We start from the raw sequence: 15,855 nt of genomic DNA, 5'->3' as shown, positions 1-15,855 counted from the left end.
ATGCGCATTCACGAGCTGCACCATCGGCACCGGCACATCCCCGGATGAGAGCATTCTCCTCATCACACCTTGGATTTTCACGCATTACGCCTCCGCTTCCCTTCCCATTTGTTTTGTTACCGGATCGCTCAAAACCTCGCGTGTACACCGAGCCCGAACGCCACAGAGGCGCTCGGTGCGCTCCACAGGGCGCGCTCGGAGCCAGGAACATTTGGGTGACGCTCGATCGCCATACCGCTCAGGGTCTGGACGACGTCGGTGTATCCGCGCGCCGACAAGCTCTCGGCAAAGGGCCAGGCGACGCCGATCCGTGCGCCAAGTCCAGCCCGGAGACTCAGCCGCGAGGCACCACCCAAGGGGACGTCGGAGGAAGCACGAAGCCCCCCGAGCTCCGAGAGTCCGCAGGCGAAAAGAAACTGTCGATGATGGCATATGGCAGCGTTCGCCGTCAGAAGAGACACCGCCATGGGAACCTTGTCGATTGTCTTCGGCAGCGAGGCGAGCCCGCGGACCTCCAGCGCGACCGACCACGCCGGCCAGCGTGCCCCGAAGGACAGCGCTGGCCCACCGGCGACGCCGGGTGTCATCCCGAGGCCCGCCACAGCGCCGAGGCCGGCCACCCAGGAGAAGCGCTCCCCCGCGACCGGCGACGCGCGGCTCCGGGGCGGCGCGCGCACGGGTGACGCCGTGCGCGGGGATGATGGCGGCGCAGGGGACGGCTTCGGCGGACAGGGCCGATCCGGCGAACAGGGCCCATCGGGTGGTGCGGGCGGCGAAGCGGGCTTCGCTGGCACCCCAGGTGGTGCGGCGAGCTCGGCGGCGTCGTCGAGCAGCACGGCGATGGACAGGGCCATGGCGGTGACGAGCACCTTGCAGTCATCGTAGGCGCTGAACCCGTCGAACCAGCGTCCGTGACCGTCGCCGTCGCGGAGGAACATCGAGGCGGCGAGCTTGCCGCGCCGGCGCTCGATGGACGCCGTCATCGAGAACGGAGCCTCCGTGTCATAGGGGTCGACCCCGCCCATCGCCCGGACCGTCTCCACGCGCAGGAGCTGCTCGTCCGGGCACTCCTCGGCGCCTGGCCCGCGGATGAACTCGAGCCGCGCCCGGAGCGGCGTGGCCGCGGGCTCGGCCCGGACCGGTGCGACCCCGGCGGCCGAGATCGCGGCCGCGGCCATCGAGGCGAGCGCTGCGCGTGCTGCCCGCTTCCTGCGCGCGCCCTCGTCGTGCGATCTCCCGCGCATCGGCCTCGTCCGCGCGGTCACGGAAGCGTCTGCCCCGCCGCGCTGCCGGCCGGCGCTGCCTGCACCGCCGCGGCCTTAGCTCGCAGCCGCTCGCGCGTCAGTTTGAGCCGCCCCTCGGGGAACCGCCGCGCGTGGGCGGCGATGCGCTCCAGCGCGGTCGCTCTATCGCCTTGCAGCAGCGCCTGCCTGGCGGCGCCGAGCAGCTGCAGCTCGTCGGCGAGCGGCTCTCCATCCTGGTCGGAGGGAGCGTGCTGCTCCGGCGCGGCGGGTTTGCGCTGGCGGAAGACACGTGCCGGCGCGGGCGTGGGCGCGCGAGAGGGTGGAGCTTCCTTGTCCGAGATCGCATCGGCTCGCGGCGCCTCGGAGCTCGGCCTTCCACCGGGCTCCGTCTTCGGCCGCGCATCGAGGTCGACCGCACGCGAGAGGAGGAGCGGTGTCGCGATCGGGCCAAGGCGGTTGGCCCAGAGGGCCGGCGCCGGCGCGAGCGCGGCAAACAGCGCGGCGCCGCCGACGCCTGCCGTCGCCCACGCCAGCGCCGGGAGGATGAACCGGGCGAGCGCCGGGCGGACGAACCGGGCGAGCGGGCGCGCGGCACGCCCGGGTCTATCGGCGATGTCCTGAGGTCCGAGATCGCTCGGCAGCTCGGGACAGGTCGCGGGCGTGTTCGTCTCGGCGATGGCAGAGGCGCCGGAGTGGACGGCCGGCGACGCGACGGCGGAGCGCGAGGAGGCGAGGGAGAAGAGCGGGACCATGAGCAAGCCGGACCGGATCGCGCGCTGCTCCTCGGGGCGCAAGCGCTTCACGGCGGCGCGGTAGTCTTCACGCGCCAGGCGCAGCCGACTCGAAGCGGTGTTCTCGTTGAGCTCGAGGGACCGCGCGATCTCGCGCAGCGGGATCTCGACCATGTCGGCCATGATCAGGATGGCGCGCCGTTCGGGCGCGATCGTCGCCAGCAGGCGGGTCGCGATCGCGATCCGCTGGTTCGTGGCGATGCGCTGCTCGCTGCTCGGCGCGATCTCGGCGCCCTCGAAGTACGCCTCATCCGCGAGGCCCACCGGCACCTCGAGGCGCCGGTAGTTGCGCTCCAGATGGCGCCGGACCTTTCGCCAGGCGATCCCGAAGAGCCAGCTGGACTCGGCTCGCCAGCGCGGGCCGAGGCCGTGCGGGCGCGATGGCCGAGGGGGATTGCGCGGCGCCGGCAGCGGGAGCGACGCCGGGTCGTCCTGCTCCTGCTGCTCCTGGGCGGTGTCCGCGGCGGCAGCGGGCACGGCCAGCACGAAGTCCTGGAGAAACGGCGAGGCGACCGGCGGCAGCGAGGCAGAGCCGGGCGCCGAGGCGGGATAGGCGGGGTTGTACCGGGGAAGGCTGGTGTACGCGCCCAGGAGGACCTCCTGGGAGAGGTCGTCGATGTCGTCCTCAGCGACGCCGAGGTAGCGGAGCATCCCCGGGAGCACGTGGACGGCGGTCGCGTGCATGGACGTCCAGGTGCTGTGCTGGACGAGGTCGGCGGGAGGAGGCGGGAGGGGAGAGAAAGGGCTCATGCTTAGAATTGCGGTGGATTCTCGGGATCGTCACAGAATCGACGGGGGCTGGCGCCAAGGGGCGACATCGAGCGCTCCGGGGCCATGTCTTGTCCCTGGGGGACAGCACGGCTAGGGACGGGGAATGCGCAAGACCGTCTCGACTCCCAGCATCGTCTCGATCGCCATCACCACCTGCGTCCTCGCGACGACGGCCTGCAGCTCTGACGAAGAGTCGCCTGCTCCGGACGAGGAGGTCGCCGTCGCCATCTCCGAAGCCCGCGGCCTGGCCGAGGGCTCCACGGCGACGGTCGACGGTGTCTTGACCGTCGCGCCTGGCACATTCAATTCGGCGACCGGCGAGCAGGGCTTCGCGCTGCAGGACGACACCGGGGGCATCTACGTGAGCCTGCCCGACGCGCTCGATCTCAACCTCGACACCCGGGTGCGTGTCACGGGGACGCTCGGGCAGACGGCCCAGCAGACGGTGCTCAACGCCAAGGCAGCCTCGGTCACGACGCTCGGCGAGGCCCGCTCCGTCGGACCGAAGGACGTGACGACCGGAGAGGTCGGCGAGCCCGTCGAGGGCCTGCTGGTGCGCGTGGGCGGACGCGTGACCAAGGCGGTGGAGGACGACCCGCCCTACGGCTTCAAGGTATACATCGACGACGGCTCGGGCGAGATCCAGGTCTTCGTGCATATCGTGGACAGCCAACCTGTCATCGACACCGCGTCGCTCAAGGTCGATCAGGACATCACGGTGACCGGCCTCGCCGCGCAATACGAAACGACTTACGAGGTCGCGCCGCGCTTTGCAGGAGACCTCGTGGCGCAATGAGCGAGCCGGACGGCGCGCCGACCCGACCCTGCGCCTCACCGCCTTGCCTCGCCGCGCGCCCCCGTGCAGGCTTCGCCCATGGGCCAGCCCGCCGAGAAGCAGCGCCGCGCGACGTACGCCGACCTCGAAGCCGTCCCGCCGAACAAGGTGGCGGAGCTCGTCCGCGGCACCCTGCACGTGTTCCCCCGGCCGGCACCGCGACATGCACGAGCGTCGTCCAGGCTCGGCATCAAGCTGGGCGGCCCGTTCGACCTGGGCGACGGAGGGCCCGGCGGCTGGCACATCATCGACGAGCCCGAACTGCACTTCCGCGATCCGGACGCGCCGGGGGAGATCGACGCGCTCGTGCCCGACCTTGCCGGCTGGCGCCGTGAGCGCATGCCCGAACTGCCCGAGACGGCCTACTTTGCGCTCGCCCCCGACTGGATCTGCGAGGTGCTCAGCCCTTCGACGGAGCGCGTCGATCGCGACGAGAAGATGCCGATCTACGCGCGCGAGGGCGTGCGGCACGCGTGGCTGGTCGACCCGATCGCCCGGACGCTGGAGGTCTACGTGCTCGGCGCGGATCGCGGCTGGGGGCCCGCCGTCGTCCACCGCGACGCCGCCCGCGTCCGCGCCGAGCCCTTCCACGCCATCGAGCTCGATCTCTCGGTCCTCTGGGCGAGGTGACCTGCAGCCGCGCTGACCTGTCCGAGCCGACCTGGACCGAGCAGCGATGGTTGTACTCCTGGCCGAGGCGACACAGGGTGTTGTGTATCCCCTGTCCGATATCCTTCGTCGGCCCGGTGCCGGTGCCTAGCGCACCGATCACGTTGGAGTCCCGAGGAATCAACAGAAGGGAAGAGAAACCGCAAGGACGCAAGGTTGGCGGTTCATCTTCTTGCTGTTTGCATGCGGTTTCAACCCGATTGCAGCTCCACGGGGAAGCCAAGCCGCAGGAGAGCATCGCGGCCGGTCCAGCGGCCGCGATGTCGAGGTGCCCTTCGGGCCCATCGCATCTCCTGCGTCATCCCATCACCTGCCTCCGGATCGCCGCCGGCGCAGCCCCAGCACGCCAAGGAGTGAGAGCGCTCCGAGCCACCGCGGAAGGGCCTGGCCAGGGCGCGCGACTCGGCAGCTCATCGACGTGTCGCCGCCGCCGTCCGGAGCGCCGGCGCCAGCGCCGCCGCTTCCAGCGTGGTCTCCATCGCCGCCTGAGCCTGGCTCTGGATCGCCGCCGGACGACTGCGAGGTGCTGCCAGCGCCGTCGCTGCTGCTGCCTCCTTCACCAGTGCTTCCACCGGTGCCACGGCCACCGGCGCCAGCGCTCCCTCCTTCACCAACGCCGTTGCCACCGGCGCCAGCGCTCCCTCCCTCACCAACGCCGCTGCCACCGGCGCCAGCGCTCCCTCCTTCACCAACGCTGCTGCCACCGGCGCCAGCGCTCCCTCCTTCACCAACGCTGCTGCCACCGGCGCCAGCGCTGCCTCCTTCGCCTCCGCTGCCGCAAATGTCGACGGCGCCTGCTGCGCACGCGCCCGCCTGGCAGGTGTCGCCATCGGTGCACGCATCCCCATCGTCGCAGGCGGTGCCCGTGAGCGGCGCACAGCGGCCGTCCTCGGAGGCGCCGGCGGCCACCACGCAAGCATCGCAGGGGCCGGCGTCGCAGGCGGCATCGCAGCAGACCCCATCCGCGCAGAAGCCGCTGTCGCAGGAGGCGCCATCGTGGCAAGGCGCGCCGATCGGAGACGTGGAAAGCGCGTAGAGCTCCGCGTTGGTCGTGGAGACGAGCCCGGGGATGACGACGATGTCGACGACGTCGCCGCCGGCCATCAACACCGCGCCGTCGAGGAGCTGCGTGGCCGTGTGGCCAGCCCGGGGGAGCCTCATCGGCGCGGCCGGGCTCCAGCGCTGGGCGACCGGATCGAACATCCACACGGCGCCAGAGAACTTGTAGTAAACAGGGCAGTCCCACGGATCAGAAGCACCGGTACACGCCTCGGAGCTGGTCTCGCGCGTGTAGCCGCCCGTGAACAATGCGCGGCCGTCCCGCAGCGCCGTGAGCGCCGGCGACACGATCCCGCTCGCGGCCGGCAAGGCGAACGGCGGCATCGCGGTCTGGGTGTCCGTGACCGGGTCATAGACGCTGGACAAGGCGTCGGGGCCATCGTGGCGCAGGATCATGAGCACCTTGCCGTCCGACAGCGGCACGATGTCCTTGAAGCGGAGAGGCGGCCCCAGGGTCCATGTCGCCGAGGCCGGATCGAACAGCTCGGAGCGGGAGACACCATCGCTGACGAGGACCCTGCCGTCCTTCAGCGAGATCGCGCCGCGAACCGCGTTCATCCCGGTCAGCATGGGCGTTGTCGCCGACCACCTGTTGGTGGCAGGGTCGTAGATCTCGGCGACTCCGCGGCTCGGAGAGGGTCCCTCCAGGACCCTCCCGCCGGCGACGAGCACACGGCCGTCGGCCAGCATGGCCGTGCCGCATGTCGAAGCGGCGCGAGCGGTGGGCATCCGGGCCGTGGAGGTCCACACATCGAGCGCGGGATCGTAGAGCTCGAACGAGACCCCTGACGCGACGAGCACCCGGCCGTCCTGGAGGACCATGACGCGGGAGGTCGGCACGGAACCGGTGGTCGCCCTCGGCGCGGCCGGAGCCCATGTCCCTGTCGCCGGATCGTACAGCGCCGTGCTGGTCAGGAGCGTGTCGTCGAACAACCTGAGAGGCTCGGGCTCTACGAGGATCCGCGTCGCGCCACCGAAGACGAGGACCTTGCCGCTGTGGAGCACGACGGCGTCGTGGTCGACCCTGGGCTCGGGCATCGTGGAGTTCGCGGCGTCGGCGGTCGGCTCCTCGCCCGCCGGTTCGAGGAGGGGCGGATCGAGCCAGAGGCCAGCCGGCCCCCTTCCCAGGTCGTCGCCTTGCGCGCAGCCGGCCAGGGCCGCGGTGAAGAGGGCGATCGCCGCTGGCCACACGGGCAGGGGCAAGCCCCCGGCCCCCGCCGCCGCGCCCCGGAAGCCAAGGCTGCTCCTGCTGCCAGGCTCGCTTTCCCGCGAGCCTCGATACGATTGAAGCGTTCGCATCCCGTAAGCTCCTGCGCCCGTTGCCGCGTCGGGCTGCAGGACGTCGGGTGCGCCGGGGCGCGACCAAATTCATCCGTGCCATCGAGGGGGCCGGAGGAGGGCACGTCCTTCCGAAGCTGCTCGCCCACGACCCGATGCGCCGAGCGCATCACCCGCGTGCCGAGAGATCGGCCCGAACCCATCTCGGGATCAGCGCTTCTTGCTCGGCTCGCGCGCCGGCTCGAGCTCCTGGAAGGGCAGCGCGGGCCGGGGGACGAACCGGCTCATCTCGGCGGTCCCGTGGAGGTTCCGCAGCGCGCCGGGCGACGGCTCCGCGCGCCTCCCTTGAGCGACCGCGCCGTCAGAGCAGAGGCTGCAACGCCGCGTACCACTGCTCGCCCAGCAGCACGTAGCCCTGGAGGTTGGGGTGCCACTGATCTTCGAGTAACGTGGTCTTGTTCGGATTGAAGGGCGTGTACATGTCGACGGAGATGATGTGTCGGCCTGCGTCCGCGCGGGCCTTCACCACCGCCGGAATGGCGTCGTCGTAGGTCTTGATGCGCGCGCTGAGCGCGGTGTCGTCGCCCTTGCTCGCGTCGCCGCGCGACGGGACGGGCGCGGCCACCACGATGAGAACACTGGGGAGCTGCTCGTAGATGCTGTCAATCAACGCGCCCAGACGTTTGGGGGCGTTGGGCATGTCGTAATTGTCGATTGCGTCGTTGGTTCCAATCATCAAGAGCACGATGTCGGGCTTGTATTGCGGCATGACGGTCGACACCAGCGTCGAGATGCCGCTCCTTCCGCCGGCGGGGGCGATCGTCCAGCCGCTGTGGCCCTCGTGGTTCTGCGGAAACGCCACGCCGCCGACGGTGTTCGGTCCGTTCGATCCGGAACCGACGAACGTGATGTTCTTGCCCGCCGCGTGCGCGAGCCGGAACAGCTCGACGCGATAGCCGCCCGGCGTGTTCCCGTTGTATCCGTCGGTGATAGAGTCGCCGAACGGCATGATCTTGCACGCCGTACCGTCGGTCGGGCAGGGCCGATAGGTCGAGCCCCCGCCGCCGCCGGCGCCCCCCTGCGCGCCCGAGTCGCCGCCGCTGCCGCCGGCCGCCGCGCCGCCGCCATCCCCGCCACCGCCCGTTCCCGCGAGCGATCCACCGGTGCCGGTCGCAGAGGTCGTTCCGCCGGTGCCCGCGGCAACGCCGTCCATGCCGCCGCCGTCGCTCGTTCCGCCTGCGCCGCCGCCGGCGCCCGCTTCGCCCGCTCCGCCGGCGCCCGCTTCGCCCGCTCCGCCGGCGCCCGCGCCGCCGCCGCAGCCGAGAGCGATGACGACGAGCCCGGCCAGGACCGGCCAAGATGTGAGCGGCTTCATGCCGGAGGATGGTAACGCCGAAAGCTACGGTGTTGTCAACTGAAACGACGGCAGTCGGAATCGACGATCGGGCAGCCTATGACAATCTCACGGCGCGACGACGGTCGCCCATCCGGTGCCCGGCATCGAGAACTGCAGCTTCGCTCTCCCAGCGGACGCATGAGAGATCACCTACCTGATGCGGGCCGTGCGTCTTTCGGGGCGCGTTGGTCAGGAAGAAGCAGTGTAACCGTTCACGGGCTGGATCGCATTCCTGACCAACCTCGGGCGCTTGCGAGTACCAGCAACGGTTGTCTTCATATGCTCGCTCAGTCTTGCAGGCACGCGAATTGTTGCATTGATTGAGTCGATCCGTGAACGATTACGAAGCAGTAGCCCTTGGGCGTGGGGACGCCAACGAGGCGAGGAGGCCAGGACGAGCCGGCCGGATCACGAAAAGCAGAACCGCGCGGGCCACCAACGCGGGCGTGCTGCGCTGGATGCCTCGCTGGTTCCAGCAAAAAGGGGCGTGAAAACCTGGCCCGAACCCCACGGATCGTGGCCGGCCGGGCACGAAGTATCACCTTCTGGTCGATCAGAATGGTATCCCGCTCGCCGTCGAGATGACGCCGGCGAACGTCCATGACTCGAGGATGTTCACTCCTATGGTGGACGCGGTGCCGCCGATCGCGCGTCCTTGCGGCCGACCGCGGCGCCGCCCCAAGAAACTGCATGCCGATAAGGCCTACGACGACCCGGCCCTGCGGTTGGCTTGTCATCTGCGCCACATCGTGCCCCGCATTGCTCGCAAGGGCATCGAGTCGTCGGAGAAACTCGGCCGTCACCGCTGGGTCGTCGAACGGACGATCGCTTGGGTCCGGCGCTTCCGCCGCTTGACCGTGCGGTATGAGCGCCGTGCCGACATTCACCGAGCGTTCCTCCTGCTCGCCGTATGCCTGATCTGCCTCAACCGTATCCCGACAGGCTTTTGTTAGGCTCTCTAAGCATATTCCGAGCGCCACTTCCGCGGCACACGCTTACTCAGCCTCGATCATCGCCCTCCCATCGCCACGAGCCTCGGCCTGCGCCTCACCTTCGCCGAGCCCGTCCGCGGCCCCATCGCCCTCGGCTACGCCTCCCCCTTCGGCCTCGGCAAGCTCGCCCCCGCGCCGTGATCCCCCGCCGCGGATCTCCTTCATCCCCTCCCCCCGCCGCCGTATCCTGCTCGCAGGAGGCTCCATGCCGACCGCGACGCGCCCCCAGAACGCCACGCTCACGGGCACGCTGCCGCTCGACCGCCCCACGGCGGAGCGGCCGCACCGGCTCTACGTGGCCACCTCGAACCACTGCAACCGCTCCTGCCCGTGGTGCTGCACCTGCTCGTCGCCCCGGGGGCAGACCTTCCTCGCCCTCGATCGCTACCTCGCGAGCTTCCCGGCCGAGGGCCCCTTCGAGGTGCAGCTCGAGGGCGGCGAACCCACGATCCACCCGCACTTCGACGAGATGGTCCGCCTCGCCCGCGCCGAGCCCCGCTGCGCGCGCGTCGTCGTGGTGACCAACGGCGTCGAGATCCCGCGCGATCCGGCCGGGCTCGACGCCTGGCTCCGGAAGCTCGGCGAGCCCGCCACGATCAAGCTCTCGGTGAACCACCACCTCCTCGAGCACGATAGCGGCCTGCTCGCCCTCGCGCGCACCCTGCGCGAGCGGCTCTCCGCGCTCGGCGGCGATCGCCAGCTCGTCCTGAACGTCCGGCTGCGCAAGACCGAGCCCGACGGCGACGCGTGGGTCGTCGAGGCGGTGCGCGACGCCGGGCTCATCGAGCTCGCCAACGTGTTTCACCTCCAGCGCTATGGCTTCGCGCAGAAGCGCGAGGACTGGGACGAGCCTTTCCTCGTCGGGACCCATTTCACGATGCTCAACCCGGACGGCAGCGCCTTCGGCCCCGACCTCGTGGCGCGCTCCGACGCGATGAGGAGGCTGCCGTGAGCGCCCGTCCCTTCCGCGAGGAATGGCGCCGCCTGAAGAGCCGCGCCTTCGATCTCAAGGGCAACAGCACCGCCGGCGACACCGTGCGCTTCGACCTGTGGGGCCGGCCAATCGAGGTCTATCGCAACGCGAACTTCTCCATCTACAGCCGTCAGCCCTGCAACGCAAAATGCCACTTCTGCGTCGAGGAGCTCAGGCCCGCGTCGCGCGGGCGCAGCCTGTCGGTGCAGAAGACCGTCGAGGACGACGACGGGCGCTATTTCGATGCCATGGCGGCGTCCCTGGAAGCGCTCCGGCCGCTCGATCCGACGATCTCGGTGACCGGCGGGGAGCCGAGCCACGATCCGCGATTGCCCCGAATCCTCGCGCTCGGGCAGGCCCACCGGGGCCGCAAGCGGACGCTCACGACGAACGGCTCGGGGCTGCTCCAGCAGCGCGAAGGAAAGCGGGTGATCGACTGGATCGTCGACACCGGGATCCAGCACCTCAACATCAGCCGCGCCCACCCCGATCACGACAGGAACGCACGGCTGATGGTGATGAAGGACGGCCTCCGCGCCGACGAGCTGCGCAGCGTCGTGGCGGCGGCGACGGCGGGCGGCACCCGGGTGCGCCTCTCCTGCGTGCTCCTCGACGGGCAGATCGACGCGGTCGAGCCCATCGTCGATTACCTGCGCTTCGCCCGGTCGCTCGGCGTGGACAACGTGATCTTCCGGCAGCTCATGAAGACCGACCCGGCCGCTGTGGTCGAGAACCACGTCGTCAAATACAGCGATCGCGCGCGCGTCCGGCTCGAGCCGCTCCTCGACGCGCTGAGCGCCGACGCGCGGTTCTCGTTCGAGCGGCAGATCGTGGGTTATTACTACTATGTCGAGGTGTTCCGCTTCGAGCACATGGATGTCGTCTTCGAGGAGGCCGACCTCGCCCAGCTCGAGGAGACGAAGCGCTCGGGCCCGGGCATCGTCCACGAGCTCATCTTCCACCCCAATGCGAGGCTCGCCTCCACCTGGCAACCCTGGGACGGCGTCCTCGGCCCTCCTCCTTCGATGCGCGCCTCGCTCACCACGTCATGACACCGCTCATCCTCCCCCTTCCTTATATCGGCCGGAATCTGCTCTTCCTCGAGGAGGTCCTGGACGAGCTCGAAGAGCGCGGCGCTCCTCACCCTCTCCTGTTCCGCGCGAGCGAGGCGGACAAGCTGTCTCGCCTCCTCGAGCACGGCACCGACCGCGCCGGATACCCCGGAGAGAGGGCCTGGACCGACGGCCCGGATCAAGGGCGGCCGATCCGGCACGAAGACGTGATCTTCGCGACGACCGAAGGCGAGATCCGGAGAGGGGAACGGGAGCCCGAGCGGTCCACGTCGCTCAAGAAATTCACCGTGATCGAGCGGCCTCTGTTCATCGCGCACGACGCCCGCTGCTTCGTCAAGCTGTGCGACAGGCAATACGAGTACCGCGATCCGGCGCAGAAGCGAGCGGCGCTGCTCGCGCTGTTCCCGGTGACCCGGGTCGCGCCCCTCCAGGGCTGGTTCTCCGAGGAGGACGGCCTCGCCTACCGGGCGCTTGTGCGCCCCCTCCGGGGCGGCGCGATGGTCGAGGTGGGCTCGTGGAAAGGGCTCTCCACGGCGTACGTCGGGCGGCTCGCCGCGAGGAACGGGGTCGCGCTCCATTGCGTCGACACCTGGGCAGGCTCGAGCGACAAGTACGCTGACAGGTATCGCGCCATGCTCGCCGCGGAGGACGTGCCCGGCGCGTTCAGGGCGAACATGGCGGCGCTCGGGATCCAGCCAGACGTGCTCCGGATGGCGTCCACCGACGCGGCGGCGCGCTTCGCCGAGGACAGCCTGGATCTCGTGTTCCTCGACGGCTCGCACGACCGCGCGGCCGTGCTCGCCGATCTCGAGGCCTGGTGGCCCAGGCTCAAGCCGGGCGGCGTCCTGGCCGGCCACGACCACAACGAGGATCACGCGGGCGTCCTGGAGGCCGTCGCTCACTTCATGTCCCGCGCCGGACGGGCGATCGAGCGCGGCGCAGGCTCGGTGTGGTGGGCGCTGCGATAGGTGGGCTGGTGATGGGCAAACCTCTCTTCGTGGCGACAGGGGCCTATTCGTGCGGCAAGACCACGACGCTCCGTCACCTCGCGTCCACGCGGGGCTACCGCATCCATGGCGAGGCGCACCGGCGCGTGCTCGACGAGCTCGGCGCGCGCACCCACGGCCACGCGCCGGACGCGCCGTTTCGCCCGATCGACACGCCAGAGCACCTCTGTCCGATGTGTCGAAAGCGGGAGTTCGCCGCGCTCGTGCTGGAGGCCCAGAAGAAGATCGAGGCGGACGCGCGCGATGGAGACTGGCTGGAGCGCGGGTACCTCGATCCGGTCGAGTACTACCTGCGCACGAGCGGAGAGGAGGAGTACCCCTGGCCGGAAGGCGAGCCCGCCTTCGAGCGCTATGCGCTGGTGTTCCTGTTCGCGGTGATGCCAGAGCTCCAGGAGCCGCGCTGGGGCAAGAGCAGAGAGGCGCGCGCCGCCGAGGCGGAGCGGATCAACCAGCGGCTCGGCGCGCTCTACCGCGCTGCGGGCTTCGAGGTGATCGACGTCGGCCCCGGCACGGTGGAGGAGCGGGCGGAGTTCCTGGCGAGCCGCGCGCGGCTCATCGAGCGTGCTATCCTGGGCACGAGCCCATGGTAGCCGCTGCGCACATGCCGCTTCCGTCCTCGACCGCTCCTGCGGGGGAGCAGCGGTTCGTGATCCACGGCGTCCCCTGGCAGACCTACGTGAGGCTGCGGGACGAGCTCGACACCCCTGGCCTGCGGATGACCTTCTGCGAGGGAACGCTGGAGCTGATGAGGCCGTCCATCGATCACGAAGTGGCGAAGAAGAGCATCGCCCGCCTCATCGAGCTCTTCGCGCTGGAGCGGGACGTACCTCTCTACGGCTACGGCTCGACCACGTTCCGGCGCGAGGCCAAGTCACGCGGCCTCGAGCCCGACGAGTGCTATTGCGTTGGCGGCACGCTGAAGGAATTCCCAGATATCGCGATCGAGGTGGTGTTGACGAGCGGCGGGCTCGACAAGCTGCCTGTGTACAGCGGGCTCGGTGTCCGCGAAGTCTGGTTCTGGGAGCGCGATGCGTTCCACCTCCACGCGCTGCGCGGCGAGCAGTACGAGCCCATCGCGGCCAGCGAGCTCATTCCTGATCTGGATCTCGTCGCGCTCGCGCGCTTCGTGCGCTGGCCGGATCAACACGAGGCGGTCAAGGCGTTCCGCAGCTGGCTGCGAAACGGAGGCTGAGGCCGCCCCGCCGTCAGCCCACCGCCATGCTCGGCGCGCCAGGGCGCATGGAGCGGCGGCGCGGGGCCCTCACCCCTCCGCGAAGTCCTGAGCGAGCCGCACGTCCTTGAGCTCCGCGCCGAGCAGCTCGATCGCGGCCGTGACGAGCGGGTGGTCGGCCACGGCGCGCTTGGCGGCCTCGACGCGGGCCTTCCGCTCGGCGGTCTCGACCTGGGCGAGCGACGGACCGGCGCTGCCTCGGGTGATCGTCTCGAAGACCAGCTCGGCGGGGGCGCCGAAGTGGGCGCCGAGGACGCGGGCGAGCAGGTCGCGGGACGCCGGCTCGGTGGCCTGGCCGGACAGGAACGAGTTCGCCTCGTAGCCGAGCGCGACGCGGGTCGGCGTGAGCTCCAGCACCGCCGCGTGCTCGAGGACGGAGGCGAGCGCTGGCCGCTGCACCCTGACCGCGGCGATCACCGCGCGCCAGGTGGCGAGGTCCTCCGCGCTCATCGCTGGCGGCGGCGGCGCGCTCGACGCTGGCGCCGGGCTCTGCGCCGAGGGCGGCGCGCTCGACGCTGGCGCCGGGCCCTGCGCCGACGGCGGCGCGCTCGACCTCGGCGCAGAGCCGGGCGCCACGAACTGCGGCGCGCTCTGCGGAACGGAGTACAGCGCGCCGCGCGGCGACGGCGGCGGAGCGCTGTCGGCGCGGTACGCGGGCGCGACCGCGCCGCTCGCGTACGGCGGCGCCTTCGCGAAGGCCGGCGCGGCCCCGCCGCTCGCGAAGCTGGTCGCGGCGCCGTGCACGCCCGGCGCGCCGTTCACGAAGGGGACGACGTTGGCGGCCGACGTGCCGCTCGCCGCGACGCCGCCGTTCGCCGCCACGCCGCCGTGCGCTCTCGCCACCCCGCTCCCGCCCGGCGCGCCATAGACGGCCGCCGCGCCGTTCGCTCGCGCCACGCCGTTGGCCGCCGCCACGCCGTTCGCCGCCATGCCGTTCGCCGCCGCGCCAGTCGGTCTCCCAGCCCCGCCCGCGCCCGCCGCGCCGCTCGCGAAGGCGACGCCGTTCGCCGGTGCGCCGGTGGCGGCCGCGCCGTTCGCTCGCGCCACGCCGCTCGCCGCCGCCACGCCATTCAACGCCGCCGCGCCCTCGGGCGCAGCCTCGGCCGAGGACGCCCCGCGCCGGGGCGCAGCCGCTCCGCCGGACGGCGCGCCGGGCCGCTGCGGCCCGCGCTCCGGCGCGCCGCCGCCGCCACCCCCGCCGCCGCCTCCGCCGTTCAGGCGCCGCTCGAGATCGCCGAGGCGGCGCAGCAGCTCGTCGATCGGCAGGAGCGGCGGCCTCCGGGCGAGCCGGACGAGCGCCATCTCGAACGAGGCGCGCGGCTGGCCGCTCCGGGCGATGTCGTCGAACGCGCGCGAGAAGCCCTGGTGAAGCCGCGTGAGATCGTCCGCGTCCGCCCGCGCCGCGAGCGCGCGCGTGTCGGCGACCTCCTCGTCCGCGAGATCCAGGAGCGGCGCCGGGTCCTCGCAGACCTTGGCCACCACGAGATCGCGCAGGTGCGCGAGGAAATCGCGGGCCACGTGGGGCAGATCGTACCCCTCCTGCGCGAGCTCGCCGACGATGCGCACGCACGCCGCAGGGTCGCCGTCCACGAGCGCGCCCGCGAGCCGGTGCAGCACGACGCGGTCGGCGACGCCGAGCACCTTCGCAACGCCCTCGGCCGTGATGCGATCGCCGCTCGTCCCCACCCACGCGATCACCTGGTCGAGCAGGCTCATCGCGTCGCGCATGCTCCCCGCCGCCTCCCGCGCGAGCGCGCTGAGCGCCGGGTCGTCGGCGGGGATCTTCTCCTGATCGAGCACCCAGCGGAGCCGCGCCGCGATCGCCTGCGCCCCGATGAGCTTGAAGTCGTAGCGCTGGCACCGGCTCAGGATCGTGACCGGGACCTTGTGCACCTCCGTCGTCGCGAAGATGAACTTCACGTGCGGCGGCGGCTCCTCGAGCGTCTTCAAGAACGCGTTCCACGCCGCGTTCGAGAGCATGTGGACCTCGTCCACGATGAAGATCTTGAACCGGTCGCGCGCCGGCCGGTACGGCAGGCTCTCCTGGAGCTTGCGCACCTCGTCGACGCCGTTGTAGCTCGCGCCGTCGATCTCCTGGACGTCGACGTCCGCGCCGACCGTGATCTCCGCGCACGGCGCGCACGTCTGGCAGGGCGTCGCCGTCGGCCCGTGGACGCAGTTCAGCGCCTTCGCGAGGATGCGGGCGCTCGTCGTCTTGCCGACCCCGCGGACGCCCGTGAAGAGGAACGCGTGGGCGACGCGATCCCGCGCGATGGCGTTGGCGAGCGTCGTGGAGACGTGCTCCTGTCCGACGAGATCCTCGAAGGACTGCGGGCGCCATTTCCGCGCGAGGACGACGTAGCTCATACGCTGCTCGACTAGCACCTTCTCGCGGGCGCGTCGCCGCGGCTGTGGCCGGTACGGAAGTCGCCCTGCATTCCGGAGAGTTTGCCAGAATTGCCGCACAAAATGCACCCCGCCCGCGCCAGGGCCGGAACCGGCCGGAACTGGCCGGAACCGCGCCGCCGCGCGCGCC

The 15,855-nt window shown here is 71.1% G+C and carries 12 protein-coding genes and 1 pseudogene; 8 read left to right on the top strand and 5 right to left on the bottom strand.

What is annotated here, in order from left to right; all coding sequences use genetic code 11:
• Positions 1–128: 128 nt before the first annotated feature.
• Both WME95_RS01550 and WME95_RS01545 read right to left on the bottom strand, forming a co-directional pair.
• The gene (locus WME95_RS01550; protein WP_437906661.1) at positions 129–1,244 is read right to left on the bottom strand and encodes a hypothetical protein; all 1,116 of its coding nucleotides are present in this window, start codon (positions 1,242–1,244) and stop codon (positions 129–131) included.
• A 17-nt stretch (positions 1,245–1,261) separates the two neighbouring features.
• Complete coding sequence (locus tag WME95_RS01545; RefSeq protein WP_437906659.1) at positions 1,262–2,785, bottom strand: RNA polymerase sigma factor; 1,524 nt, start codon at positions 2,783–2,785, stop codon at positions 1,262–1,264.
• Positions 2,786–2,909: 124 nt separating this feature from the next.
• Between WME95_RS01545 and WME95_RS01540 the strand changes: the two genes are divergently transcribed.
• Positions 2,910–3,602, top strand: coding sequence for a DNA-binding protein (locus tag WME95_RS01540; RefSeq protein WP_437906657.1), 693 nt, complete (start codon positions 2,910–2,912; stop codon positions 3,600–3,602).
• A 78-nt stretch (positions 3,603–3,680) separates the two neighbouring features.
• A complete protein-coding gene (locus tag WME95_RS01535) occupies positions 3,681–4,271 on the top strand; it encodes a Uma2 family endonuclease (protein WP_437906655.1) in 591 nt (196 codons plus the stop codon).
• Between the two features lie 345 nt (positions 4,272–4,616).
• Here WME95_RS01535 and WME95_RS01530 read toward each other — a convergent pair whose 3' ends face one another.
• Together WME95_RS01530 and WME95_RS01525 are read right to left on the bottom strand one after the other, a co-directional pair.
• Positions 4,617–6,668, bottom strand: coding sequence for a Kelch repeat-containing protein (locus WME95_RS01530; RefSeq protein ID WP_437906653.1), 2,052 nt, complete (start codon positions 6,666–6,668; stop codon positions 4,617–4,619).
• A gap of 340 nt (positions 6,669–7,008) precedes the next feature.
• On the bottom strand, positions 7,009–7,860 hold the full coding sequence (locus WME95_RS01525) for an SGNH/GDSL hydrolase family protein (RefSeq protein WP_437906651.1): 852 nt from the start codon (positions 7,858–7,860) through the stop codon (positions 7,009–7,011).
• A gap of 628 nt (positions 7,861–8,488) precedes the next feature.
• Here WME95_RS01525 and WME95_RS01520 point away from each other — a divergent pair.
• The 6 genes and pseudogenes from WME95_RS01520 to WME95_RS01495 form a co-directional block, all read left to right on the top strand.
• A pseudogene (locus WME95_RS01520) lies at positions 8,489–8,996 on the top strand (IS5 family transposase); the annotation flags it as partial.
• A 244-nt stretch (positions 8,997–9,240) separates the two neighbouring features.
• Positions 9,241–9,987, top strand: coding sequence for a radical SAM protein (locus tag WME95_RS01515; RefSeq protein WP_437906649.1), 747 nt, complete (start codon positions 9,241–9,243; stop codon positions 9,985–9,987).
• Positions 9,984–11,060 carry a radical SAM protein gene (locus WME95_RS01510; RefSeq protein ID WP_437906647.1) on the top strand — a complete coding sequence of 359 codons (1,077 nt, stop codon included), beginning with the start codon at positions 9,984–9,986 and terminating at the stop codon, positions 11,058–11,060. The genes WME95_RS01515 and WME95_RS01510 overlap by 4 nt, the downstream gene beginning before the upstream one ends.
• Entirely contained in the window at positions 11,057–12,049 is a 993-nt protein-coding gene (locus WME95_RS01505; protein ID WP_437906645.1) for a class I SAM-dependent methyltransferase, read from the top strand. Before WME95_RS01510 ends, WME95_RS01505 begins: the two co-directional genes overlap by 4 nt.
• 11 nt (positions 12,050–12,060) lie before the next feature.
• Positions 12,061–12,678: an AAA family ATPase gene (locus tag WME95_RS01500; protein WP_437906643.1), complete on the top strand. Its 618-nt coding sequence runs from the start codon at positions 12,061–12,063 to the stop codon at positions 12,676–12,678.
• Complete coding sequence (locus WME95_RS01495; RefSeq protein WP_437906641.1) at positions 12,672–13,280, top strand: Uma2 family endonuclease; 609 nt, start codon at positions 12,672–12,674, stop codon at positions 13,278–13,280. The genes WME95_RS01500 and WME95_RS01495 overlap by 7 nt, the downstream gene beginning before the upstream one ends.
• Before the next feature lie 69 nt (positions 13,281–13,349).
• On the opposite strand, the gene dnaX is transcribed toward WME95_RS01495, so the two are convergent.
• Complete coding sequence (gene dnaX, locus WME95_RS01490; protein ID WP_437906639.1) at positions 13,350–15,686, bottom strand: DNA polymerase III subunit gamma/tau; 2,337 nt, start codon at positions 15,684–15,686, stop codon at positions 13,350–13,352.
• Positions 15,687–15,855 lie beyond the last annotated feature (169 nt).

The organism is Sorangium sp. So ce327, assembly GCF_051530205.1.
Classification (GTDB): domain Bacteria; phylum Myxococcota_A; class Polyangia; order Polyangiales; family Polyangiaceae; genus Sorangium; species Sorangium cellulosum_B.
This window is presented reverse-complemented; position numbering and strand designations above follow the sequence as displayed.

Bases quoted from the DNA above. Each gene is read 5' to 3' on its own strand.
- WME95_RS01500 (WP_437906643.1), top strand. From the start codon at position 12,061: ATGGGCAAACCTCTCTTCGTGGCGACAGGGGCCTATTCGTGCGGCAAG.
- WME95_RS01530 (WP_437906653.1), bottom strand. From the start codon at position 6,668: ATGCGAACGCTTCAATCGTATCGAGGCTCGCGGGAAAGCGAGCCTGGC.
- WME95_RS01505 (WP_437906645.1), top strand. From the start codon at position 11,057: ATGACACCGCTCATCCTCCCCCTTCCTTATATCGGCCGGAATCTGCTC.
- WME95_RS01545 (WP_437906659.1), bottom strand. From the start codon at position 2,785: ATGAGCCCTTTCTCTCCCCTCCCGCCTCCTCCCGCCGACCTCGTCCAG.
- WME95_RS01495 (WP_437906641.1), top strand. From the start codon at position 12,672: ATGGTAGCCGCTGCGCACATGCCGCTTCCGTCCTCGACCGCTCCTGCG.
- WME95_RS01540 (WP_437906657.1), top strand. From the start codon at position 2,910: ATGCGCAAGACCGTCTCGACTCCCAGCATCGTCTCGATCGCCATCACC.
- WME95_RS01535 (WP_437906655.1), top strand. From the start codon at position 3,681: ATGGGCCAGCCCGCCGAGAAGCAGCGCCGCGCGACGTACGCCGACCTC.
- WME95_RS01525 (WP_437906651.1), bottom strand. From the start codon at position 7,860: ATGGACGGCGTTGCCGCGGGCACCGGCGGAACGACCTCTGCGACCGGC.
- WME95_RS01515 (WP_437906649.1), top strand. From the start codon at position 9,241: ATGCCGACCGCGACGCGCCCCCAGAACGCCACGCTCACGGGCACGCTG.
- dnaX (WP_437906639.1), bottom strand. From the start codon at position 15,686: ATGAGCTACGTCGTCCTCGCGCGGAAATGGCGCCCGCAGTCCTTCGAG.
- WME95_RS01550 (WP_437906661.1), bottom strand. From the start codon at position 1,244: ATGCGCGGGAGATCGCACGACGAGGGCGCGCGCAGGAAGCGGGCAGCA.